Here is a 22370-nt window from a genome sequence, read left to right as displayed (position 1 = left end):
CACCAGCCTGACCGCCCGCGGCTATTACCGGTTCTTGTTCACCGGCTTGCGCTTCTCGATGAACGCCGCCATGCCCTCGGAGCGGTCCTCCAGCGCGAAGGTCGCGTGAAACAGGTTGCGCTCGACGCTCATGCCTTCGGCGAGCGTGGTCTCGAAGGCGCGGTTGACCGCTTCCTTGGCCATGGCGACGGCGGGCCGCGACATCGATGCGATCTTCTCGGCGGCTTCCATGACCTCGTCCATGAGCCTGTCGGCGGGCACGATGCGGCTGACGAGGCCTGAGCGCTCCGCTTCCGCCGCATCCATCATGCGGCCGGTGAGGCAGAGGTCCATCGCCTTCGACTTGCCGATCGCGCGGGTCAGGCGCTGGGTGCCGCCGATGCCGGGAATGGTGCCGAGCGTGATTTCGGGCTGGCCGAACTTGGCGGTGTCGGCGGCGATGATGAAGTCGCACATCATGGCGAGCTCGCAGCCGCCGCCGAGCGCATAGCCCGCGACCGCGGCGATGGTCGGCTTGCGGCAGCGCGCGACGCGGTCGCCGCCGATCGCGGCGAAATCCTCGGAGAACATGTCGATGAAGCCTTTCGGCTGCATCTCCTTGATGTCGGCGCCGGCGGCAAAGGCCTTCTCGCTGCCGGTCACGACGATGCAGCCGATGGCGTCATCGGCCTCGAGATCGTCGACGGCCGCGGCGATCTCGCGGAAGACGCCGAAGGAGAGCGCATTGAGCATCTTCGGCCGGTTCAGCTTGATGATGCCGACCGCGCCTTTGCTCTCGACGATGATGTGTTCGAACGTGCTCATGCTCCACCCACGCGTTTGATTGGGCGGGCAATGTGCCCGCTGGCGCGGTGGGCTTCAAGGGCCGAAAAGCTGTCGGAACGAGGCCGTCCGGAACGCGCGGCGAGACGCGCGTTCCGGACGAGGTCCCTCACCCCAAAATCAGGCCAAAAATCAGGCCAAAAATCAGGCCAAGCATCAAGCGAAGAACATGCGTGCGGCAGAGGCCAGCGTCAGCAGCGTGCCGACGCCGATGAAGATCTTGCCGATCAGCGAGCTCTGGTCCCAGGCCGAGCTGTGGCTGCTCGCCATCACCGGCGCCGGCCGCGCGTCGGTTGCGGCGATCACCGCCTTCTGTGCCGGCGGGTCCTGTTGGAGGGCGCGGTCGATGTCGTTGAGCTGATCGGGCGCCACCACCTGAGCCTCGTCATTCGGCGCGGTGGTATTATCGGCTGCAGCCTGAACGTTGTCGTTGGCGCGGCCGGTCAACGCGGAGGCCGCGGCAGCCGTCGGCGTATCGGCTGCGGCGATCTGCGCGTTGGCGTTGGCGACTGCCGGCGGCATCTGGCTCAAGGCCGGCACGTCGTTTTCGGCCTTCGCCGCGCCGTCCTTCTTGTCGGCCTTGTCGTCGGATTTCTGCGCCGTCTTGCCGCTGTCGCGGTGGCGCGATGCATGGTGCCGCTGCTTGCTCGGCTTGACTACGTCGGCCTGGTTGCTCGCGCTGTCCGATTTGCTGCTTGCGGCTGAACTCGGTGCCGCCTGTGCAGCGGCTCCGACCAGCACGAAAAGGCCGGCAAGAAGAATCAGTGCGGCGCGCCCGCTGGCTTTCATCATGTTGACGATCTCCCCAATTCCGCCTGTCCCGGGACCGAACAGAGCCCCTGGGGCGTGACCACAGCGGGGCAAAAAATGGGAATCTTCGGGCTATCCCGGGCAAAAGCGGGGCAAACCGCCGCCTCGCAACCGGCCGCCGGATGCGGACGGGACCGATCGGTGTTATGAGCCGTCGCGGGTTTCGACGGCCGCATCGCGTGGCGAGGCACGGCGAAGATCACGAAGTCGTGATCGTTCTGGTGCCGGCGTAACAAACTGAAAGAGCTGCCGAATTGCATGGTGAGGGCGCGTGCGCGGACGTGAGGACGAGTGGACCGGCCTGATGCGGTCGGCCATGGCAGGCGATGATGCGGCGTATCATCGCCTGTTGAAGGCGGTCACGCCTGTGCTGCGCGCTGCCGCGAGGCGGGGTCTGGCGCGGGCAGGGCAGCCTCCCGACCAGGCCGAGGATATCGTGCAGGAGATTTTGTTGGCGGTGCATCTGAAGCGGCACACCTGGGACAGCGAAGCCCCCTTCGCCCCGTGGCTGTTTGCGATCGGGCGCAACAAGCTGATCGATGCGCTCCGGCGGCGGGGCCGGCGGGTCTTCGTCAACATCGACGATTTCGCCGAGACGCTGCCGGGCGAGGCGCCGCAGGAGACAGCCTCGGCGGCCGAGGTCGCAACGCAGCTCGATACGCTGCCGCAGCGCCAGCGCGACGTGCTGCAGTCGATCGCCGTCGACAGCGCTTCGATCAAGGACACGGCGTCAAAGTTTTCGATGAGCGAAGGTGCGGTGCGGGTCGCGCTGCATCGCGGACTTGCGGCGCTGACTGCCAAACTGCGGGACCACTAGTCATGGATACCGATCAACTCATTCGCTCGCTCGCGGCCGACAACGCGCATCGCGCGCCGCGCGTCGGCGCCGTGCTGACGATGGCGCTGCTGGTGGCGGCACCGTTCTCGATCCTGATCTTCGCCAGCTTCCTGGGCGTGCGGCCCGACGTGATGACCGCGATGCATAATCCGTTCTTCGACACGAAGTTCGCGGTCACGCTGTCGCTTGCGATCCCCGCGATCATCGTCAGCCTGCATCTGTCGCGGCCCGAAGCCTTGATGCGCGGCTGGGGCTGGCTGCTGCTGCTTCCCGTCGGCCTGCTTGCGGTTGCGATCGGCAGCGAGACCATGATGGCTCCGGCGATGCCGATGACGATGCGGCTGGTGGGCAAGAACTCCCGGGTGTGCATGCTCGCGATCCCCGCGATGTCGCTGCCGCTGCTTGCGGGCGCGCTGTTCGGCCTGCGCCACGGCGCGCCGTCGCATCCTGCACTCGCCGGCGCGCTCGCCGGCCTGCTGTCGGCCGGCCTTGCCGCAACGCTCTACGCCTCGCACTGCACCGACGACTCGCCGCTGTTCGTCGCGACCTGGTACACGATCGCGACGGCGCTCGTGACCGCGATCGGCGCCTACGCGGGTTCGAAAGTTTTGCGCTACTAGCGCGCCGGCCTCACGCCACCGGCGTCGTGCCCTGCTGCATGCGGTGGAAGCGCAGCACCTGCTGCGCGGTCGATGAGCGCAGGGCCTCGTAGGCATCGCGCAGCGTCAGCATGTCGGTCTTCGAGCCGCCCGAGAGCTTTTCGCGCATGGCGATGATCGCGCGGACGCTCGACCATTGCATGCCCGCGACCTTGGCGAGGACCATCACACCCTCGTTGCGGCTCTCGATCATCATGTTCTCGGCGGTCTCGACCGCGACGCCCGCGAGCGCCGCGAGCCCCGCATTGGTCTCGTCGAACTTGCCCTGCTCGGCGAAGCTGGTGACCTGGAACTCGTTGAGACGACCATCCTCGTGCAGCGATCTCACCAGCGCGCGCGCCATTTCGGTCTGCCTGGTCATGGCGGCGGCGCGGACCCGCTGGGTCGCTTCCTGGACCACGCTGGACACTTCGTCCGCGAGCTCCGGATGCGCGGTCTCGAGCTTCCTGCGCACGCTCAGGGACGCCTTGGCGATCAGCTTCAGGTAGTGATGGCGCGGCAGGTCGGGCCGCAGGCCGATGCAGGTGGCGAGGTCATCGTCGCGTTCGGCGCGCGTGACGAGGTCGGTGAAACTTCCCTCGGAGAGCTGCGCGCCCGGATTGCTGACGGTCGATTGCACGACGTCTTCGTTGCCGCGCGCCACCAGCACGTCGGTCAGTGCTTCCGACAGCACCCGCCGCAGCGAGATCGCCTTGAGATGCGCCTGGCTCCTGGTGCGCGCGATCTCGATCAGGGTCGCCTCGTCCAGCCGTTCCGATTTCGAGAGCACGGGTCCGGAGACTTCGATCACCTCGTCGAGCGCGAGCGTGCGGATGATCTTGGGCGGCGCGGCCGCGATCGGCGCGAGACGGTTGGCGAGCAGCGTTCTCGCCGAGGCCTCGATCTGCTCGATCAGGCACTGGAACACGTCGTCGAACACCCTGATGTGCTCGTCGGAATAATCCACCGCATTGTTGATGAAGAGATCGGTGACGCGGCGCAGGGCCTCGACCCGGCGCGCGACGGTGCCGTGCGAGAGCGCGGTCTGCAATTCCTCAAGCAGGTTCTCGGATGGTTTTTCGGATTTCGATCTCATGGCCCTGTCCTGGAGCGTTCGGTCCGGCTGCGGCTTCCGCGCAGCTAGGAAAAAATGGATTAGTCAGCTCGTTGCAATACGGTTGCGCCCTTGCGCCTTGGCGGAATAAAGCGCGCTGTCGGCGCGTGCGAGAAACGTGTCGGCAGTATCGTTGTCGCGCAGCGTCACGACGCCCGCGGAAATCGTCACCCGCATGCCCGGGGAAAATGCACTCCAGTCGAGATCGGCGACGATGCCGCGCAGCCGCTCGAGCATGCGCCCCGCCGCGCCGCCGTCGGTGCCCGGCAGCAGCAGCAGAAATTCCTCGCCGCCATAGCGGCCGAAAAAGTCGGCCGGGCGGATATTTGCAAAAATGGTGATGGCGAAGGTGCGCAGCACCTCGTCGCCGACGGGGTGGCCGTGGGCGTCGTTGATGCGCTTGAACCAGTCGAGGTCGATCAGCGCGATGGCGCAAGGTGCGGACGCCAGCTGCGACTTTTCGACCTCTGCATCGAGCAGCCGCATGATGCAGCGGCGGTTGTAGGAGCCGGTGAGCTCGTCGAGCTCGGCTAGCTCCTCGATGCGCTGATAGGCGGCCTTCAGCTCGATGCTGCGCCGGTACAGGACCTTTCGCAGGGTGGCGCCGAACAGGCCGAGGAAGGCGCACTGGCCGATCACCAGGACGAAGCACAGCATCGAGGCGGTCCGCTGGAGCTTCGTGGCGACTGGCATGCCGATCGGCAGGTCGGAGGCGAGGAAGACGGCCGCGAGGCAGGTCGTCGCGATCGCCCAGGTGAACATCGCCTGCGCCGAGGTCATGCGCAGCGTGCCGAAGGCGAAGATCAGGAACAGCACGCTGATGAAGGCGATGCCGAGGGTCGGCACCGACACCAGGAAGATGAACTGCAGCGCCATGTGCGCCGAGATCTGGAAGACGGTGAGATAATGGTCGCTGTGTCTGTCGCCGACGCCGGCTTCCGACATCACGACGAAGATGCCGATGATCATCAGGCCGCCGACCCAGAACAGCGACGGAACGTTCATCGGGACGACGCCGTCATGGGCATAGATCAGCAGCACGAAGGCGCCGAGCGAGTAGCTTGCGACCTGGCCGACATACATCTGCCGGCGTTGCCGGACCCGGCGTGCTCGTACCTCGGGCGCAGCCGCGTCGGGCATGAGAACGAGATCCGCGACCTCAGCGGCATTCCTCTCCGGTAAGGTCGTCGCGGCCGTGCTCATTGTCCCGCCAAGGGTGAATGTCGCCCAAAAATCTACGCGGCAAGCCTTTAGGTTTGGTATCCTTCGAAATCGAATCCAAACGGTGCAGCGCGCAACAGGGTGACAGTGGCCGGCGGGGAAATTTGCCGGCGATTAGGCATCGTTGGCGACGGGGTCGAGCCAAAGCAGGGCTTGGTGAGACATACGTCGTGCAGGGCTGCTATGGTTCCATCATGTCGGGCCGTCCGCGCCGGACGGCATTGCGCAGGGAATGCTTCATTACTATGTTACCGTTATCGAGCGAGCCGGCCAACCGCCGCGGGTGGCAAAAGGAAAATTCGCGTATGTGGGGTAGATCACACAGACCCCCGTGTGACTGCGGTAGGCTGAAGAATTTCGCCCCGCCCGTCGAACCGTCCGCCGCGCCGACCCGACCAACTTTGCGAGACGGGCATTGAGCGTGACACAGGCGGCTTCGGACGAGGTCCTCATCGCCAGGATCGCTCAAGGTGACCGGCTCGCCATGCAGGTGCTGTACGGGCGGCACCATGTCAGGGTCTACAGGTTCGGGCTAAGGCTCGTGCGGGACGAGCAGGCGGCGGAAGACCTCATCAGCGAGGTGTTTCTCGACGTCTGGCGTCAAGCCGGCAAGTTCGAGGGTCGATCCGCCGTTTCCACCTGGCTGCTGGCAATCACCCGATTCAAGGCCCTGTCTGCGCTCCGGCGCAGGAAGGACGTTGGGTTGGACGACGAAGCTGCCAACGCGATCGAGGATTCGTCTGACGATCCGGAAATCGCGGTGCAGAAAAAGGATACCAGTGAAGCGTTGCGGGAGTGTCTGACGGGCCTCTCGCCGGACCACCGGGAAATCGTCGATCTCGTCTACTACCACGAGAAATCCGTGGAAGAAGTGGCCGAAATCGTCGGTATTCCGGAGAACACTGTGAAGACGCGCTTGTTCTATGCGCGCAAGAAACTGGCCGAACTGCTGAAGGCAGCCGGCGTTGAGCGAGGCTGGCCATGATGGCATTGAGCAAAAAGATGCTGGAGCAAGAGCCCAGTGAAATTGAACTGCTACTGCCCTGGCACGCCGCCGGTACGCTGAACGCGCGTGACGCTCGCCGCGTCGAGGAAGCGCTGGCGCGTGATCCGGCGCTTGCAAAGCAATATGCCGCGATCCGCGGCGAGTACGAAGAGACCATCCATCTGAACGAGAGCTTAGGGGCCCCGTCGGCGCGGGCGATGCAGAAGCTGTTCGCCGCGATCGATGCCGAGCCGGCGCGGCCGGTCGGTTCGCTGCCGCTCTCGGCGCGCATCGCGACCTTCTTCTCGAGCCTGTCGCCGCGTACGCTGGCCTGGTCGGCGAGCCTGGGTGCCATCGCGCTGCTGCTCCAGGCCGGCATCATCGGCGCCGTGCTGATGAAGACCCAGCCCGCGACCTTCGAGACCGCTTCGCTGTCGGTCGGCGCGCCGATCACGCGTGAGCTTGGAGCTCCACCTGCGCGCGCGCTGGTGCGCTTCACGCCCGAGGCGCGCGTCGCCGACATCACCGCGCTGCTCGACAGCTACCAGGCTTCGATCATCGGCGATGCCAAGGGCGGCATGTTCCGTCTCCAGTTCGATAAGGCGATGGGCCGGGACGAGCTCGCCTCGCTGCTCGGCAGGATGTCGCGCGAGAAGTTCGTCAACCTCGCCGTTGCGGCGCCGTAAGGCGCCGCTGCACCGATGACGCGCAAGTCCGAGAGTAAGTCGCGAGCCGGGGCCTACGCTTCATCGGTCGGAGCTGCACTCCTGCTCGCCGGTCTCGGCGTCGAGGTTGCGCAGGCGCAGGCGATCATGCGCACGCCGACGATCAGCGTCCCCACGCGCACCCCGACCATCTCTCCCAGCATCGCCGCGCGCGTCAGCCCCGGTGTCGGTGCGCGGGCTGTCGGCGTCGGCCCCGGCCCGCGTTCTATCCCTGCTATCCCGCGTACCACCACCACGGCGCGGATGAGACCGGTGCTGCCCTATGCGCGCTATTCGCCGAACCTGTACCCCGCCTGCACCGCCCCCTATCGCGACGCCGACGGCGAATGCCTGGCGCAGCCGGGCGCAGGCGGCGATGGCACGGGCAAATCGGGCAAGAAGAGCGCCGGCAAGGGGCGGGGCAACAGCACGCCGGCCGCCGTCGACTTGCGCACCTTCGCCAACGAATTCGTGGCCGAGATCGACGGCGCGCTGTCGGCGACCGAAGCCGACGAGCTTGCGCGTCGCCACGGCCTGACGCGTGTCTCATCCGAGAATTTCCCGCTGATCGGGGCGACGTTCGGCCTGTTCCGCATCACGGACGGCCGGCCTTCCGAGACGGTGCGGCGTGAGTTCGCCGCCGACGGCAGCGTGCGCTCGGTCCAGCCGAACTTCCGCTACGTGCTCCAGGATCAGAAATCGTCGGTGCCTACCGAGGGCGATCCCGCGCAATACGCGCTGGCCAGGCTTCGCCTGCCGCAAGCGCATACGCTGGCGCACGGCGCCAACGTGACGGTTGCCGTGATCGACTCCGGCATCGACGCCCAACATCCCGAGCTCGCCCATTCCATCGCCGACAACTTTGATGCGCTCGGCAGCGCCGAGGGCCCGCATGTCCATGGCACCGGCATTGCCGGTGCCATCGTGGCGCATGCCAAGCTGATGGGCAGCGCGCCCGAAGCGCGCATCATCGCCATCCGCGCCTTTGGCGGCTCGACGGGTGGAGCCCAGAGCTCGTCCTACATCGTCCTGCGCTCGCTGAATTACGCCGCCGAGCACGGCGCGCAGATCGTCAATATGAGCTTTGCCGGTCCGAAGGACGCCGTGATCGAGCGCGCCATCGCGGCGGCCGCCGCCCGCGGGCTGGTGCTGATCGCGGCCGCCGGCAATGCCGGCGCGAAATCGCCGCCGCTCTATCCGGCCGCCAATCCCAACCTGATCGCGGTCAGCGCGACCGACCAGCAGGACAAGCTGTTCTCGGCGTCCAACCGCGGCAATTACATCGCGCTGGCGGCGCCTGGCGTCGACATCTTCCTTCCCGCGCCGGACGGCAAGTACCAGATGACCTCGGGGACCTCGTTCTCGGCCGCCTATGTCTCGGGCGTCGCCGCGCTGCTGCTCGAGCGCAATTACACGCTCAAGCCGGAGGCGCTGCGCATGACGCTGGCGAAGACAGCGCGCGACCTCGGTTCACCCGGCCGTGATGATCTCTTCGGCGACGGTGAGGCCGACGCGTTTGCCGCGGTGATGGCCGTTCCCGTCGACAACGCGACGCCTGTTGCGGCTGCGTCGGGTACAACAAAACGTGAAGATGCCGAGAAGCGTCGCGACGAGCCTGGCGTCCGCGCGATCGAACAACCCTCGCTGTCGAGCGCAGGCGATAAATCCACGATTTCTCAGGCGGATAGGCCGGCGACGCGATAGCGGCTGCGACAACTTTGCGCGCGGTGCGAGGGCCAAGAAATCGAACGCCGCATTGAACGTTCAGCCGGCTGCCACGACCAAATTATGTGGGAGCGGTCATCCCTCCCCATAAGTCATATCAGGCGCGAGCGCCCATCCACCCCAAGCGCCCATATGGCTCGACCCGTCCGGTTGTCCCCCCGGACGGGTCTTTTCTTTTCAGGCGTCTGATTTCTTGAACCGCTCGGCGCGATCAGCTTCCGGTTGAACGAACGTGGCGGCGCCCCTTGTCGGCGTCCGCGAGTCGCCCCGCAGGCCGGTTATGCTTGTGCGAAGCTTGACTCGAAAACACAGCAATTGTCCGCACGACTACGGTGATTGACGACGACCGGCGTGTCGTTGCTGGACAAGTCAAAACTTTTCCACAAAATATTCATGTCGCGTCTAAATTGATTCGTGTGCGTTGCGTCGCGTCCGTATTTTTCTCCCAACGGGCTGGTTTATGACACATCGCCAAGAGGCTGTTCGCGACGTGGCGCGTGGCCGCGACATTGCGGCACGCTGGTGCGCTCTCGCCGAGCAGCGGCTGGAACATCTCTCCGAAATGTTCGAGACCGGACGGTGGCGCCGCTATCACTCCGAGATCGCATTCCTCGAAAACATCCAGGAAGCCAAGCGCGCCGTCCAGACCTGGCGCGCTCTCGCGACCGGTGCTGACGTGGCCGCGGCGGCCGCGAGTGTCTCGCCCGTATTCGGCTGGTCGCCGGCGACCATGCCCCGCGTGTTTCCGCGCGACCAACAGGCGCAGACCGTGCAGCCGAAGGCCGTCCGCATCGCCGCGGAGACCACCGTCCCGGTCAGGCTCGCAGCCAAGCCGGAGGTCCTTGCCGAAATCACCGAAGCCCCGCTCGTGCCGCGAGCGACGCCTGCTGCGATGGCATTGTTCACTGCGCCGGCCGCTGTCGCGCCGCTCAAGGCTCCCGCTGCGCGGGCGCCACTCACCGCACCCGCCGTGAGGTCGCCGGTCGCCGCGCCTGCCGCAATGGCGGCGTTCACCACGCCTGCCGTGAAGGCGGCGTTCACCGCACCTGCCGTGAAGGCGCCCCCCGCCACGCCTGCTGCAATGGCAACGCTTCTGCCGCAGTTCGCCCCGCCCGCCGCCGAAATCGTCGCCGCACCCGAGCGCGTCGTCGAATTCACCTTCAGCCTCGACGGCCTGCAAGCGAAGTACCCGCTGCTGAGGAACGCGTTCTAGCGTTTGGGCGCCGGGATGAGGGCGGCAGCTACCGCCGCACCGCATTGCCGCCGACCACCAGCTGCGCAAAGCGCTGTGCGCCGTCGGCCGACAGATCCGACGTCACTGCACGGGCGTGATCGAGCCCAACCACGGCGCCGCGCGGGGTTTCCGAGATCATGTTGTTGTTGACGAGCGCGGTGCCTGCGCCGGACACCACGGAGACGCCGACGCCGGCCAGCGCCTTGCGGATCACATTGCCCGTGATCGCGACGTCGCGCAGATATTTGCCCCAGCCGGCGACGATGCCATAGGACGGCGCGTTCTCGATCACATTGCCGGTCACGGAGCTGTCAGCCTCGATGTAGATGCCCACACCGGCATCGTCGTCGGGGGCGGTGCCGATCGGCCGCTTCGGGATCAGATTGCGGATGATGTTGCCCTGGACCACCGCGATGCGGCCGCCTTCGTTGAAATTGCAGACGGAGACGCCGACGGCGGCACCATCGACCGTGTTGTTGGCGATCATCGCGGCCTCGAACGCGAACTCCGAATAGAGCGCGACCTCGCGCACGTCGCTGACGCTGTTGCCTGATATGTGGATGTTCGACGCCGAATTGCCGCGCACCGCCGAGTAATCGCAGTTCCTGATGCGATTGCCGCGCACGATCACGTTGCCGGCGCGAAACGCGTTGATGGCGTTGCCGTACTGGCCCGAGCCGCCGGGGCCGGCCTTGATGTCCTCGATGCGGTTGTCAGTGACCAGCGTGCCGTCGTCGCCGATTGCGGTGCGCAGGATCTCGATGCCGTTGTCGTTGGTGCCGATGATGGTGTTGCGGGACACGCTGAGGCCCTTGGCGTCGAACGAGACGACTGCCGTCACCGCGATGTTGGTGAAGATGTTGCCCGAGATGTCGCCGGACACCTGCTCGAGCCAGATGCCGCTGCCGCCGGAGCCGGTGATCTCGCAATCGGTGATGCGGACGTCACGCCCGCCGAGGACATGGATCAGTCCGCGCCGCGTCGGCAGCGGGATGCCGCCGCCGTCGAAGATGAGGCCGGTCAGGCCGATCGAGTCCGACCCGTCGCTCTGGATCGCTGCGGCCCCGCCGGTGAAGATGATTTTTGTCGCGCCGCGCACGCCGATCAGCTGGGCGCCATTCGGCAACCGCAGCAATCCGCTGCGGTAGATGCCGGGTGGCAGCGCCAGCGGCATCTGTGCCCGCGCAGCGTCGTCGATGGCGCGCTGGAGCACGCGGGTCTGGTCCTCGCTGCTGCCGGGCCGCACGCCGTATTGCGTGGCATCGCGGCCGAGCAGGGACGTCAGCGGCGCCGCGCGCGCGGCGTCGGCCGGCATGGCGAGGGCGCCCGCGATGCCTGCGGTCGAAGCTCCGATGAGATGACGGCGATTGAGGTCCATGACGCATCCTTCGGCGGACGCGGGAGGTCCGCGACCGACTAGGTAGCGCAGGGTGGCTGGGGCGGTGAGGATTGTTCGCGGTAGGGTTAAATGTTTACCGCAAAGACGGTGCCGTAGGGTGGGCAAAGCGACTTGTCCGCCGTAGCTCGAAGAGCGAAGGCGGAAGCGTGCCCACCATTGTTACACGAATGCGGATGTATGGTGGGCACGGCGCGACGCGCCTTTGCCACCCTACGAAATCTGAGTGTTCCGCTGCTTCCTTGCCAGCCCCACCAGCTCCATCAGCATCGCTTCCCCCGCGTCCACCAGCTCCTCCAGCGTAATCCGGGCTGCGCCCTTGCGCCGCACCGCGCCGCTGCGGGCGAGCAGGGGAATGTGGATGAACGCCGCAAGCTGCGGTCCGCCCGCCCTCACATTCTCGATCGCGCGCCAGCTCAGATAATTGCAGAGATAGGCGCCGGCATCGCGCGAGGCGCGCGCGTCGATGCCGGTGAGGCGCGCGGCGCGCAGCAGCCTTGCCGTGTGCGGACCGAACGTCATCGCGTCCGCATGGCCGGCGATGCCGCGCTTGCTGGAGCGGGTGTTGGCGGCATCGGGCCAGAGCATGGTGACGGCGTTGCGTGCGCGGGTCTCGATGCGGAGGTAAGGCGTACGCGCGGCGAGGCCGAACATCAGCAGCGCGTCGGGCTGTTCCTTCGCGAGCACATCAGGCAATTGCCGGTCGACCGCGGCATAGGTGACCGGGAAGATGTGGCTCGCGAGCGCGACATCGTCGAGCGCCGGACGGCGCAATTGCGCCAGCCGCGCGACCAGTGGCTGGGTCGGGTTATAGGGCGCGCCGGGAAACGGTCCGAACCCGGTGAGGAGAATGCGGAGCTTTTCGCTCATTGCAGCAACTCCAAAATCTGCTCGGCGGCGAGTGCCGGCGTGAGATGGCCTTCGGCCACCTCAGCCTCGATCTTCCTGACCTTGGTCCGCACCGACGCCTCGCTGCGCAGCCGCGCCAGCATGCGCTGCTCCAGCATCGACCACATCCATTTCACCTGCTGCTCGCGCCGCCGTGCGGCGAAATCGCCGGACGCGTTCATCGCCTTGCGGTGATCCAGAACCTTCTGCCAGAGTTTTGCGATCCCGTCGCCGGTCAGCGCCGAATAGGTCTCGACCGGCGGGTGCCAATGCTCGGATCGCGGCGCCAAAATATGCAGCGCGCCGCGATAGTCGGCGGCGGTGATGTTGGCGCGCTTGAGGTTGTCGCCGTCGGCCTTGTTGATCGCGATCATATCGGCGAGCTCGACCAGACCCTTCTTGATGCCTTGCAGCTCGTCGCCGCCGCCCGGCAGCATCAGCGCGAGGAAGAAGTCGGTCATGTCGCAGACTGCGGTCTCGGACTGGCCGATGCCGACGGTCTCGACCAGCACGACGTCGAAGCCGGCGGCCTCGCACAACAGCATGGCCTCGCGCGTCTTGGCGGCGACGCCGCCGAGCGTGCCTGACGATGGGGAGGGACGGATGAAGGCGTCATTGGAGGCTGACAGCCGCGCCATCCGCGTCTTGTCACCAAGGATCGAGCCGCCGCTGCGCGCCGAGGACGGATCGACCGCGAGCACCGCGACCTTGTTACCCTGTTCGATCAGGTACGTCCCGAGCACGTCGATGGTGGTGGACTTGCCGACGCCGGGCGAGCCGGTGATGCCGACGCGAACCGCCTTGCCGGTGTCGGGCAGCAGCATCTGCACCAGCTCGCGCGCCAGCGCCTGATGGTCGCCGCGCCGGCTCTCCGCCAGGGTGATCGCCCGGGCGAGCGCCGCGCGACTGCCGGCGCGCAAGTCGCGGGCGAGGGTCTTGATGTCCAGCGAGGCCTTCTTCTCAGTCATGCCCTGCTTTACAACGCCCCGCCGAGGCAGGCGAGGGCCGCTCGCCCGATATCACCGAGTCGTTGCCGCCGCTGTCTGCACCGGCTTCACCTTGCGCCAGACCCACACCAGCACCGGCCAGAGCAGCGCGCCGATCGCCATGGCGGCGAGGATCGCCGCGACGGGTCGCTCGAAGAACGGCAGGATACTGCCGTCGGACTTGATCAGCGACGTCACGAAGGCCTGCTCGACCATGGTGCCCATGACGATGCCGAGCACCATCGCGGCCACCGGATAGCCGTTCGCCTCCATGACATAGCCGATGATGCCGAAGGCGGCGACGGTGACGACGCCGAACATGTTGTTGCCGATCGCGAACGAGCCGACCGCGCAGCACAGCATGATGATCGGCATGATGGCGGAGCGCGGCGCCAGCAGGATGTAGGCGGCGATCCGGATCATGGCGATGCCGAGCGGGATCATCACGATGTTCGCGATGATGAACATCAGGTAGATCGCGTACATGCTCGACGCCTTCTCGGTGAACAGCGTCGGGCCGGGATTGAGCCCCTTCATGTAGAGTACGCCGATCGCGATCGCGGCGATGGTGTCACCGGGAATGCCGAACAGCAGCGACGGCACCCAGCCCGAGGCGATGCTGGCGTTGTTGCTGGCGCCGGCCTCGACCAGGCCCTCGACATGGCCGGTGCCGAATTTCTCCGGCTCCTTGGAGAAGCGTTTCGACATCGCGTAGGAGACCCAGGCGGCCATGTCGGCGCCAGCGCCGGGCAGCACGCCGATGATGATGCCGATGATGTTTCCACGCGTCATCTGCCAGTGATACTTCTTGGTCAGCTTCCACTGGCCGGCCATGATGCTTCCGAATTTTCGCCGCGGCAGCGGCGGCGGCTCGGGCGTCAGCATCGCGCGCATCACCTGTGCCACCGCGAACACGCCGACCAGCGCCGGGATCGGCTCGATGCCGCCGAACAAATCGGTGATGCCGAAGGTGAAGCGCGGCACGCCGCCGGGATTCTCGATGCCGATGCAGGACACCAGCAGGCCGAGGAACATGCCCGCGATCGCCTTCACCGGCGAGGAGCGCGCGACCAAAGTGGCGCACATCAGGCCGAGCAGCGCCAGCCAGAAATATTCGAAGGTCGAGAACGACAGCGCGATCTCGGCGAGCGGCGGCGCCAGGATCATCAGCGACAGCACGCCGGCGATGCCGCCGATGGCGGAGAACCAGACGCCGGCCCCCAGCGCCAGCTCGGCCTGGCCCTTGCGCGTCATGGCGTAGGCCTCGTCGGCATAGGCGGCCGAGGCGGGGGTGCCGGGAATGCGCAGCAGCGCGCCGGGGATGTCGCCCGAGAAGATCGCCATCGAGGAGGCCGCGACAATGGTTGCGATCGCCGCGATCGGCGAGAGGTAGAAGGTGACGGGGACGAGCAGGGCGGTCGCCATCGTCGCCGACAGGCCGGGCAGCGAGCCGATCACGAGGCCGTACACGGAGGCTGCGAACATCGCGATGATGACCTCCCAGGTGGAGATCAGCGCGAATGCTTCAATCAGGGTTTTCAGCATGGGATCACCAGGGCGTCGGCAGCAGGCCGGCGGGGAGCGGCACGCGCAGCAGCTTGCCGAAGATGAGGTGGATGCCGAACGGCGACAGCGCCGCGAGCGGCAGCGCCAGCTTCCACTTCGCCCCGAGCGCGGTCGAGGTGACGTAGACCATGATTGCCGCGGTGATGATGAAGCCGAGCCGGTCGGCGGCGGCGACGTAGAACAGCAGCAGCGCCGGCGGCAGCAGGGCGCGCAGGCCGTAGAGCTTGCTCTGCGGCGGCGGTGCGGCGGCTTGGCCGTCTTCCAGTGGGATCAGCTCTTCCTCCTCCTCGAAGGAATGGCCGATGCCGAACACGATCGCGAGCCCGCACAGCGCGAGCCCGATACCGATCACGAGCGGAAATACGTTGGGGCCGACCGGCTGCCCCGGCACCGGCGGCAGGATCCAGCCGCCATAGGCAGCCGCCGCGCCGAGCACGACGAGAAACGATCCCGTGACGGAGTCGGGAAGACGCATGTGAGAATCCTATGCGAGGTATTCTCCCTCTCCCCGCGCGCGGGGAGAGGGTTGGGGTGAGGGGGGCTCTCCGCGGGGAAGGTGAGAATTGGACTTGTGGAGAGTCCCCCTCACCCGGAATCCGCGCTTCGCGCGAATTCCGGCCTCTCCCCGCAAGCGGTGAGAGGCGATCAGAGCATCGCAGGTGCGGATCACGCCTTGCTCAGGCCGGCGGCCTTCATCGCCTCGCCCATCTGGGCGTCGCCCTTGTCCATGAAGCTTGCGAACTGACCGGCATCGCCCCACACCGTGCCGAAGCCGCGGTTGCTCATGAAGTCCTTGAACTCGGCGGAGTCGTAGACCTTCTTCAGCGCTGCGGTGAGCTTCGTTGCGATCTCCGGCGGCAGGTTCTTCGGTGCGCCGATGCCGCGCCAGGCGCCGGTTGCGTAGTCGATGCCCATCGCCTCCTTCAGCGTCGGCACGTCCTTGAAGATCGGGTTGCGCGCCGGCGCCATGATGGCAAGGCTCCTTGCCTTGCCCGCCTCGATGATGGCGCGCGCCTCCGGCACCGAGCACGTCGTGAGGTCGAGGCCGCCGGCGGCGAGATCCTGCATCGCGGGCGCAGCGCCATTCGACGGCACCCAGGCGACCTGGTTGGCGGGCAGGCCCATCGCCTGCATCCAGCCGACCAGCGCGAGATGCCAGATGCCGCCCTGGCCGGTGCCCGACGCCTTGAACTTGCCGGGGGGCGCCGCCTTGATGGCTTCGGCGAGCTCCTTGACGGTCTTGTAGGGCGAGGAGGAGGAGACCTGGATGCCGGGCGGGTCCTCGTTCATCAGCGCCAGCGGCGTGTAGCTCTTCGGCGTCAGCTCGGTGAGGCCCTGCCAGTGCATCATCGAGATTTCGACGGTGAGCATGCCGATCGTGTAGCCGTCCGGCTGTGCGGTCGCGATCGCGCTATGGCCGACCACGCCCGAACCGCCGGTGCGGTTGACGACGTTGAAGGGCTGGCCGAGATCCTTTTCCAGCAGGGCTGCGACAATGCGCGCAGTCGCGTCGGTGCCGCCACCGGCGCCCCAGGGCACGATCACGGTGACCGGCCGGGCCGGATACGCCTGTGCGCGCGCGGGTGTGAGACCGAATGCGGCGGATGCGGCAATCGCGGCGGAAGAGGCCGCAAAAGTGCGGCGCGAAATCTTGGACATCAATGCCTCCCAGCGGCGCCCGTGACACCGGGCGCTCTTGTCAATGAAGGCATTCTAGTCGGCTTTGCGGCGCCGCTGCAAGGTAGCGCTACCACAGCGCTGTGAGCAATGTGTCGCTGCTCAAAACATCATCACTGCGGCTCCTCGGCGTCGCCCTTCGGCCGCGCGCCGCCGAAGATGCGTATGCCTTCCGCCGTGAGATAGGTCTTCAGCGTTTCCCACGGCACGAAGGCGACATATTCGCCCTCGGCGTAGGGGCCGACCGCGTAAGGCGGATAGTGGAAGGTGAGCCCGGAACTCTTGCCCGCTTCGGTTGACGGCGCGAGCGTCACCGGCCGATCTTGAGCAGGCTCGGCTCGACGCTCTTGAACCACTCGTCGGTCGCGGTCTCGCTGGTGTCGCGCTTCTTCTTCTCGACTCTCAGCGAAGCGATCACGGCCTTCACCATCGCCTTCATGGTTGCCCCGTTGTCGGCGGTCTCGGTGAAGAACGGGCGGATCGAGATGCGCTTGTGCTCGCTCTTGTCCCACAGGATCGTGTTCACGTCCGAATTGGGATGCGCGCCATGAGTGTCCATGTAGTCGTTGCGCAGGACGCTGACATAGCGATCGCCGACCACGGAGCGGATCGCATATTTGCGTTCGAAATCCCAGCCGCCCTCCTTGAAGAACTGCGGATCTTCCTTGCGCGAGGCGGCGGCCTCGGCCGCGTTCTTGTCGAGCCACTTCCTGCCTTCGGCCAGGCAATCCGCCGCCAGCGTTGCATCCGCCTTGATCCTGTCGTCGAGGAAGATGCGGGCGTCGATGCTCTTGGTCTTGATGACGGCGTCGGGCTTGGGGTCCGCGGCGAGGGCGGAGATCACGCACGTTGCGCTAAGCGCCACGGCGACGCTCAAACCGATCATGAACTTCAAGGGGAATGCTCCTTACGTGAGCGTCAGAATATTTCGAGGATGTCGTCTGCGATCTGCTGCGCAGAGTGGGGGGAGGCGGAGCGCCGGACGGTCGCCTGCGCCTGCAGGCCGGTTGCATCCTCGATGATCTGCTCGACGTCGATCAGGTTGAGCAGCGAGAAAGAGGCCTCCGGTTCGACCTCGACCAGGACATCGATGTCGCTGTGCGGGTGATAATCGTCGCCGGCCCGACAGCCGAGGATGGCGAGCTTCGAGACGCCCTTGGCTTTGATGGCATCAGCGTTCTGGCGTATCGCAGCGATGAGCTCATCACGTGTCATGGAGACAATCCGGCCGGTGATGCGGCCAGCGTACCATCTACTCCGCCGCCTCGCTATGCCCGAGCCGGGCATTCAGCTTGCGGATCAGCTCCTCGGCGGCTTCCGCGATCACCGTGCCCGGCGGGAAGATGGCTTCGGCGCCGGCCGCATAGAGCGCGTCGTAATCCTGCGGCGGCACCACGCCGCCGACGATGATCATGATGTCGTCGCGGCCCTGTTTCTTCAGCGCGGCCTTGAGTTCAGGCACTGCGGTGAGATGGGCGGCGGCGAGCGAGGAGACGCCGAGGATGTGCACGTCGTTCTCGACCGCCTGCCGCGCAGCTTCATCCGCCGTGGCAAACAGCGGCCCGATGTCGACGTCGAAGCCGATGTCGGCGAAGGCCGAGGCAATCACCTTCTGGCCGCGGTCGTGGCCGTCCTGGCCGATCTTGGCGACCAGGATTCGCGGCCGGCGGCCTTCCGCCTCCTCGAAGGTGTCGATCAGCGCCTGAACCTTCTCGACCTGGTTACCCATGCTGGACGCCTCCCGCTTGTAGACGCCGGTGATGGACCTGATCTCGGCGCGGTGCCGGCCGAACACCTTTTCCATCGCGTCCGAGATTTCGCCGACGGTCGCCTTCGCCCGTGCCGCGTCGATCGCGAGTGCGAGCAGATTGCCGTTGCCTTCGCCGGCCGAGCGCGTCAGCGCGGCAAGCGCCGCGTCGACGTCGGTCTGGTTGCGCTCGGATTTCAGCCGCGTCAGCTTGTCGATCTGGAGGCGGCGGACATTGGTGTTGTCGACCTTGAGGATGTCGATGGGAGCCTCATCCGTCGGCTTGTACTTGTTGACACCGATCACCGCCTGCTTGCCGGCATCGATCCGGGCTTGCGTCTTGGCCGAGGCCTCCTCGATGCGCAGCTTTGGCACGCCGGCCTCGATGGCCTTGGCCATGCCGCCGAGCTCCTCGACCTCCTGGATGTGGCCCCACGCCTTCGCCGCGAGATCGCGCGTCAGCCGCTCGACATAATAGGAGCCGCCCCAGGGATCGATGATGCGGGTGGTGCCGCTCTCCTGCTGCAGGAAGAGCTGGGTGTTGCGGGCGATGCGCGCCGAGAAGTCGGTCGGCAGCGCCAAGGCCTCGTCGAGCGCGTTGGTGTGGAGCGACTGGGTGTGGCCTTGCGTCGCCGCCATCGCCTCCACCGTCGTGCGCATCACATTGTTGAACACGTCCTGCGCGGTCAGGGACCAGCCCGAGGTCTGGCAATGCGTGCGCAGCGAGAGCGAGCGCGGATCCTTCGGGTTAAAGGGCTTCAACAGCTTCGCCCAGAGCAGGCGCGCGGCGCGCATCTTGGCGACTTCCATGAAGAAGTTCATGCCGATCGCCCAGAAGAACGACAGGCGCGGCGCGAAGCGGTCGACATCCAGGCCCGCGGCAAGACCGGCACGGAGATATTCGACGCCGTCGGCGAGCGTGTAGGCGAGCTCGAGGTCCTGCGTCGCGCCGGCCTCCTGCATGTGATAGCCGGAGATCGAGATCGAATTGTATTTCGGCATCTTCGTGGAGGTATAGGCGAAGATGTCCGAGATGATCCGCATCGAGGGCGCGGGCGGATAGATATAGGTGTTGCGCACCATGAACTCTTTCAGAATGTCGTTCTGAATGGTGCCCGAGAGCTTTTCCGGCGGCACGCCCTGTTCGCCGGCGGCGGCCACATATAGCGCGAGGATCGGCAGCACCGCGCCGTTCATGGTCATGGACACGCTCATCTGGTCGAGCGGAATGCCTGCGAACAGCGTGCGCATGTCGTAGATGGAATCGATGGCAACACCGGCCATGCCGACGTCGCCGCCGACGCGCGGATGGTCGCTGTCATAGCCGCGATGGGTGGCGAGGTCGAAGGCGACCGAGAGGCCCTTCTGTCCGGCCGCGAGGTTGCGGCGGTAGAATGCGTTGGAATCCTCCGCCGTGGAGAAGCCGGCATATTGCCGGACGGTCCAGGGCTGATTGACATACATGGTCGGGTAAGGGCCGCGCAGGTAGGGCGCGATGCTCGGATAGGTCTCGAGGAAATCGAGCCCGGCGAGATCGGCCTCGCCGTAGGCAGGCTTCACCAGAATGCCCTCGGGCGTCAGCCACGGCTCGGCGCTGCCGGTCGGCGCGGCGGTCGCGGCTCGCTCGAAGGCGACGTCGGCGAAATCAGGAATGCGGCTCATGGTTTCAACCATATCATAAACGCTCAATCATGATCCGGATGCTGATGGCTGACGATGGTCGCCATCTTCTCCGGTCCGTAATTCTGTTGCGTGGTCTGGCTCGGCAAATTGGAGATTCCGACCACCCAGCCGAGGCGGGATTCAGTTCCGTATTGGCGCGTCGGCACCAACTGGTCGGGCCGGTCGAAGGCGCCGGTCATGATCTCGATCCGGTCGCCGTCGATGCGGCCAAAGCTCAGCGGCGTGCCGCAGGCGGCGCAATAGCCGCGATCAGCGATCGAGGAGGAGCGGAAGAACGCCGGCTGCCCCTTGCTCCAGGCGAAATCCGTCCGGTTGATGTCGGCGAAGGACGCGAACGGCGCGCCGCTCGCCTTCTGGCACATCCGGCAATGGCAGATCGAAACCCGGTTGGGGGTTGCCGAAATCGCAAAGCGCACCGCGCCGCATTGGCAGCCGCCGGTGAAAACTGGTTTGCCCGCCTCGCTCATGCCTGCTCCATCCGTCGGTAGGCGTCTTGCAGTGTCGCAAGCGCATCGCCTCCGGCGAAGACAAAACCCGTGACGCCGGCCGCACGGAGCGCCGCCTCGGCATCGGTCGGACGGCCTGCCAGATAGATAAGTCGCGCGCCGGCCGTTTGCAGGGCCTTCGCCGCGGCGTCGGCGTGTTCCGGATAGACCTTGTCGCTGGAACAAAGACAGGCGAGCTCGGCGCCGGAGGCCTTGAATGCGGCGGCCAATTTGGCCGGATCGGCAAAGCCCTCGCTGTCGACGGCCTGGATGCCGCCGGCCTCGAACAAGCTCTTGGCAAAGGTCGCCCGCGCCGTGAAATCGGCGGGCGTGCCGAGATTGGCCAGAAACACCTTTGGCCGCGCACCGCGCGCCTTCAGCGCCGCATCGGATTTGTCGCGCAACGCCTCGAACGGTTCCGCCAGCCGGATCGGCGGCAGCGCATCGAACTTGTATTTCTGCTCGCCGTAGGGAGCGAGCTTGACCGGCGTCGCCGTCAGCACCGCCGTCTCGCGCTCATGCAGGTTGGGAAACTCGCTGGCGCCTGTCAGCACGTCGCGGCGCTTTGCGATGTTGGCGTCGCGCGCCTTTCGCGCGGCCGCGACCTTGCTCTGGAACAGACCTTGCTGAAGCGCGGCGAAGGCGCCGCCGGCTTTCTCGCTGTCCTGGAACAGCACCCAGGCGGCGTCGCAAAGCTGTGCGGTCAATGTCTCGATGCCGCCCGCGCCGGCGGCGGGATCGCTGACCTTGGCGAGGTTGCTTTCTTCCAGCAGCAGGGCTTGCGTATTGCGCGCCACGCGCCGCGCGAATGGATCAGGCAGCCCGAGCGCCAGCGTATGCGGCAGCACGGTGATTGCATTGGCGCCGGCGAGCCCGGCCGCGAATGTCGCGATGGTCGCGCGCAGCATGTTCACGTAAGGATCGCGCTGCGCCAGCATGCGCCAGGCCGTATCGGCGGCAATGAACAGCGGCTTCGGCGTCAGCCCGCACGCCGTCTCGATGCGCGCCCACAGCAGCCGCAGTGCACGGAATTTTGCCATTGTCAAAAACTGGTCGGCATCCGCAGAGAGCCGCGCATAGATCATGTCCTGCGCCTGCTCCAGCGGAACGCCGGCGCCCTCGATCGCGCGCAGATAGGCGACGCCGCAGGCGAGCACGAACGCGAGCTCCTGCACCTCGGAGCCGCCGGCATCGTGGATCACGCGCCCGTCGGCGGACGCGAACGGTCCCTTGAAGCCGAGCGCGGCGAGCCCCTTGATGGCGCCGGTGACGGCCGGAACGATCTCGTCCCATGTGTAGGGGCTGTGACCCCACACCGCGCCGGCCGCAAGCGGATCGAGCCCGAAGCGGATGTTGCAGGCGGCGGGATCGAGGCCGTTGCTCTTCACATATTCCGCGACATGGATCGCCGCCATCCGCGATTGCGGACCGATCTGGAGCTCGATGCCGATGCCGGCATCGAGATGAATATCCTTGAAGACCTTTGCGACCGCATCGGCCGAAGGTTCCAGCCCGAACCCGTGAGCGCCACTGCCGCCGGCGAACACCAGCGCGAGACCCGTCGCGCCATTTTCGAGATCGGTCAGCGCCTGCGCATTCGCGAGCGCCGCATCGGGATGGTCGATCCGCTGCATGATCTGCCACGGCGCGGCGGCAGGCCGTCCCACCACGGGCGCAACGCCCCGGGCGCGCGGATAGAGAGGGTCGATCTTGAGGCCGTCATAAGTCTTGCCGACCAGCTTCTCGAACGGCGCACCCTTCAGCACGCCGTCGACCAGCTTGCGCCAGTCGTCGACCGTGGCCTTGGGGAAATCCGCCGCCAGCGGCAGGTCGTCAGTCACGGAGGTCATA

The 22370-nt window shown here is 66.3% G+C and carries 20 protein-coding genes and 1 pseudogene; 6 read left to right on the top strand and 15 right to left on the bottom strand.

Features of this window, described 5'->3' with window-relative positions:
- Nucleotides 1-24: 24 nt before the first annotated feature.
- Together ACVJ5M_RS35180 and ACVJ5M_RS35175 are read right to left on the bottom strand one after the other, a co-directional pair.
- Nucleotides 25-804, bottom strand: coding sequence for an enoyl-CoA hydratase (locus tag ACVJ5M_RS35180; RefSeq protein WP_063984610.1), 780 nt, complete (start codon nt 802-804; stop codon nt 25-27).
- A 174-nt stretch (nt 805-978) separates the two neighbouring features.
- Nucleotides 979-1614 (bottom strand): hypothetical protein, encoded by a 636-nt coding sequence (locus ACVJ5M_RS35175; RefSeq protein ID WP_063984609.1) that lies wholly within the window; start codon nt 1612-1614, stop codon nt 979-981.
- Between the two features lie 289 nt (nt 1615-1903).
- Between ACVJ5M_RS35175 and ACVJ5M_RS35170 the strand changes: the two genes are divergently transcribed.
- Nucleotides 1904-2449, top strand: coding sequence for a sigma-70 family RNA polymerase sigma factor (locus ACVJ5M_RS35170; RefSeq protein WP_028146986.1), 546 nt, complete (start codon nt 1904-1906; stop codon nt 2447-2449).
- 2 nt (nt 2450-2451) lie between these two features.
- The gene (locus ACVJ5M_RS35165; RefSeq protein ID WP_014496784.1) at nt 2452-3090 is read left to right on the top strand and encodes an NrsF family protein; all 639 of its coding nucleotides are present in this window, start codon (nt 2452-2454) and stop codon (nt 3088-3090) included.
- Between the two features lie 10 nt (nt 3091-3100).
- Here ACVJ5M_RS35165 and ACVJ5M_RS35160 read toward each other — a convergent pair whose 3' ends face one another.
- Nucleotides 3101-4204, bottom strand: a complete 1104-nt coding sequence (locus ACVJ5M_RS35160) for a DUF2336 domain-containing protein (protein WP_063984608.1) — start codon at nt 4202-4204, stop codon at nt 3101-3103.
- Nucleotides 4205-4267: 63 nt separating this feature from the next.
- Nucleotides 4268-5425 carry a GGDEF domain-containing protein gene (locus ACVJ5M_RS35155; protein ID WP_063984607.1) on the bottom strand — a complete coding sequence of 386 codons (1158 nt, stop codon included), beginning with the start codon at nt 5423-5425 and terminating at the stop codon, nt 4268-4270.
- 433 nt (nt 5426-5858) lie between these two features.
- Between ACVJ5M_RS35155 and ACVJ5M_RS35150 the strand changes: the two genes are divergently transcribed.
- The 4 genes from ACVJ5M_RS35150 (at nt 5859) to ACVJ5M_RS35135 (ending at nt 10070) form a co-directional block, all read left to right on the top strand.
- A complete protein-coding gene (locus ACVJ5M_RS35150) occupies nt 5859-6428 on the top strand; it encodes a sigma-70 family RNA polymerase sigma factor (protein WP_008140099.1) in 570 nt (189 codons plus the stop codon).
- A complete protein-coding gene (locus tag ACVJ5M_RS35145) occupies nt 6425-7114 on the top strand; it encodes a hypothetical protein (RefSeq protein ID WP_063984606.1) in 690 nt (229 codons plus the stop codon). Before ACVJ5M_RS35150 ends, ACVJ5M_RS35145 begins: the two co-directional genes overlap by 4 nt.
- A 15-nt stretch (nt 7115-7129) precedes the next feature.
- The gene (locus tag ACVJ5M_RS35140; protein WP_354099376.1) at nt 7130-8836 is read left to right on the top strand and encodes a S8 family serine peptidase; all 1707 of its coding nucleotides are present in this window, start codon (nt 7130-7132) and stop codon (nt 8834-8836) included.
- Between the two features lie 511 nt (nt 8837-9347).
- Nucleotides 9348-10070, top strand: a complete 723-nt coding sequence (locus tag ACVJ5M_RS35135; RefSeq protein WP_231145230.1) for a TIGR03809 family protein — start codon at nt 9348-9350, stop codon at nt 10068-10070.
- Between the two features lie 28 nt (nt 10071-10098).
- Here the strand turns inward: ACVJ5M_RS35135 and ACVJ5M_RS35130 are convergent, their stop codons facing one another.
- From ACVJ5M_RS35130 to ACVJ5M_RS35080, 11 genes and pseudogenes are all read right to left on the bottom strand, one after another.
- Complete coding sequence (locus ACVJ5M_RS35130; protein WP_063984604.1) at nt 10099-11469, bottom strand: TIGR03808 family TAT-translocated repetitive protein; 1371 nt, start codon at nt 11467-11469, stop codon at nt 10099-10101.
- Between the two features lie 231 nt (nt 11470-11700).
- Entirely contained in the window at nt 11701-12357 is a 657-nt protein-coding gene (locus tag ACVJ5M_RS35125) for a pyroglutamyl-peptidase I (RefSeq protein ID WP_063984603.1), read from the bottom strand.
- Nucleotides 12354-13343: a methylmalonyl Co-A mutase-associated GTPase MeaB gene (gene meaB, locus ACVJ5M_RS35120; protein ID WP_063984602.1), complete on the bottom strand. Its 990-nt coding sequence runs from the start codon at nt 13341-13343 to the stop codon at nt 12354-12356. The genes ACVJ5M_RS35125 and meaB overlap by 4 nt, the downstream gene beginning before the upstream one ends.
- Nucleotides 13344-13394: 51 nt before the next feature.
- Nucleotides 13395-14906, bottom strand: coding sequence for a tripartite tricarboxylate transporter permease (locus ACVJ5M_RS35115; RefSeq protein WP_063984601.1), 1512 nt, complete (start codon nt 14904-14906; stop codon nt 13395-13397).
- A 4-nt stretch (nt 14907-14910) separates the two neighbouring features.
- Entirely contained in the window at nt 14911-15402 is a 492-nt protein-coding gene (locus ACVJ5M_RS35110; protein ID WP_063984600.1) for a tripartite tricarboxylate transporter TctB family protein, read from the bottom strand.
- A 191-nt stretch (nt 15403-15593) separates the two neighbouring features.
- Entirely contained in the window at nt 15594-16586 is a 993-nt protein-coding gene (locus tag ACVJ5M_RS35105) for a tripartite tricarboxylate transporter substrate binding protein (protein WP_028146998.1), read from the bottom strand.
- Between the two features lie 131 nt (nt 16587-16717).
- Nucleotides 16718-17490 (bottom strand): annotated as a pseudogene (locus tag ACVJ5M_RS35100) (RsiV family protein).
- Nucleotides 17491-17522: 32 nt separating this feature from the next.
- Entirely contained in the window at nt 17523-17819 is a 297-nt protein-coding gene (locus tag ACVJ5M_RS35095; protein ID WP_063984599.1) for a nucleotidyltransferase family protein, read from the bottom strand.
- A gap of 37 nt (nt 17820-17856) precedes the next feature.
- Entirely contained in the window at nt 17857-20013 is a 2157-nt protein-coding gene (gene scpA / locus ACVJ5M_RS35090; protein WP_456679590.1) for a methylmalonyl-CoA mutase, read from the bottom strand.
- A gap of 23 nt (nt 20014-20036) precedes the next feature.
- Nucleotides 20037-20501 carry a GFA family protein gene (locus ACVJ5M_RS35085; protein WP_063984598.1) on the bottom strand — a complete coding sequence of 155 codons (465 nt, stop codon included), beginning with the start codon at nt 20499-20501 and terminating at the stop codon, nt 20037-20039.
- Entirely contained in the window at nt 20498-22369 is a 1872-nt protein-coding gene (locus ACVJ5M_RS35080) for a methylmalonyl-CoA mutase family protein (RefSeq protein ID WP_063984597.1), read from the bottom strand. Before ACVJ5M_RS35080 ends, ACVJ5M_RS35085 begins: the two co-directional genes overlap by 4 nt.
- Nucleotide 22370: the final 1 nt, after the last annotated feature.

This window comes from Bradyrhizobium sp. S3.7.6 (assembly GCF_054061875.1).
Note: the sequence above shows the minus strand (reverse complement) of the source record. Positions and strands in the feature narration are given on the sequence as shown.

Bases quoted from the DNA above. Each gene is read 5' to 3' on its own strand.
- ACVJ5M_RS35180 (WP_063984610.1), bottom strand. From the start codon at position 804: ATGAGCACGTTCGAACACATCATCGTCGAGAGCAAAGGCGCGGTCGGC.
- ACVJ5M_RS35165 (WP_014496784.1), top strand. From the start codon at position 2,452: ATGGATACCGATCAACTCATTCGCTCGCTCGCGGCCGACAACGCGCAT.
- ACVJ5M_RS35175 (WP_063984609.1), bottom strand. From the start codon at position 1,614: ATGATGAAAGCCAGCGGGCGCGCCGCACTGATTCTTCTTGCCGGCCTT.
- meaB (WP_063984602.1), bottom strand. From the start codon at position 13,343: ATGACTGAGAAGAAGGCCTCGCTGGACATCAAGACCCTCGCCCGCGAC.
- ACVJ5M_RS35145 (WP_063984606.1), top strand. From the start codon at position 6,425: ATGATGGCATTGAGCAAAAAGATGCTGGAGCAAGAGCCCAGTGAAATT.
- ACVJ5M_RS35160 (WP_063984608.1), bottom strand. From the start codon at position 4,204: ATGAGATCGAAATCCGAAAAACCATCCGAGAACCTGCTTGAGGAATTG.
- ACVJ5M_RS35115 (WP_063984601.1), bottom strand. From the start codon at position 14,906: ATGCTGAAAACCCTGATTGAAGCATTCGCGCTGATCTCCACCTGGGAG.
- scpA (WP_456679590.1), bottom strand. From the start codon at position 20,013: ATGAGCCGCATTCCTGATTTCGCCGACGTCGCCTTCGAGCGAGCCGCG.
- ACVJ5M_RS35155 (WP_063984607.1), bottom strand. From the start codon at position 5,425: ATGAGCACGGCCGCGACGACCTTACCGGAGAGGAATGCCGCTGAGGTC.
- ACVJ5M_RS35085 (WP_063984598.1), bottom strand. From the start codon at position 20,501: ATGAGCGAGGCGGGCAAACCAGTTTTCACCGGCGGCTGCCAATGCGGC.
- ACVJ5M_RS35140 (WP_354099376.1), top strand. From the start codon at position 7,130: ATGACGCGCAAGTCCGAGAGTAAGTCGCGAGCCGGGGCCTACGCTTCA.
- ACVJ5M_RS35125 (WP_063984603.1), bottom strand. From the start codon at position 12,357: ATGAGCGAAAAGCTCCGCATTCTCCTCACCGGGTTCGGACCGTTTCCC.
- ACVJ5M_RS35110 (WP_063984600.1), bottom strand. From the start codon at position 15,402: ATGCGTCTTCCCGACTCCGTCACGGGATCGTTTCTCGTCGTGCTCGGC.
- ACVJ5M_RS35130 (WP_063984604.1), bottom strand. From the start codon at position 11,469: ATGGACCTCAATCGCCGTCATCTCATCGGAGCTTCGACCGCAGGCATC.
- ACVJ5M_RS35080 (WP_063984597.1), bottom strand. From the start codon at position 22,369: ATGACCTCCGTGACTGACGACCTGCCGCTGGCGGCGGATTTCCCCAAG.
- ACVJ5M_RS35095 (WP_063984599.1), bottom strand. From the start codon at position 17,819: ATGACACGTGATGAGCTCATCGCTGCGATACGCCAGAACGCTGATGCC.
- ACVJ5M_RS35105 (WP_028146998.1), bottom strand. From the start codon at position 16,586: ATGTCCAAGATTTCGCGCCGCACTTTTGCGGCCTCTTCCGCCGCGATT.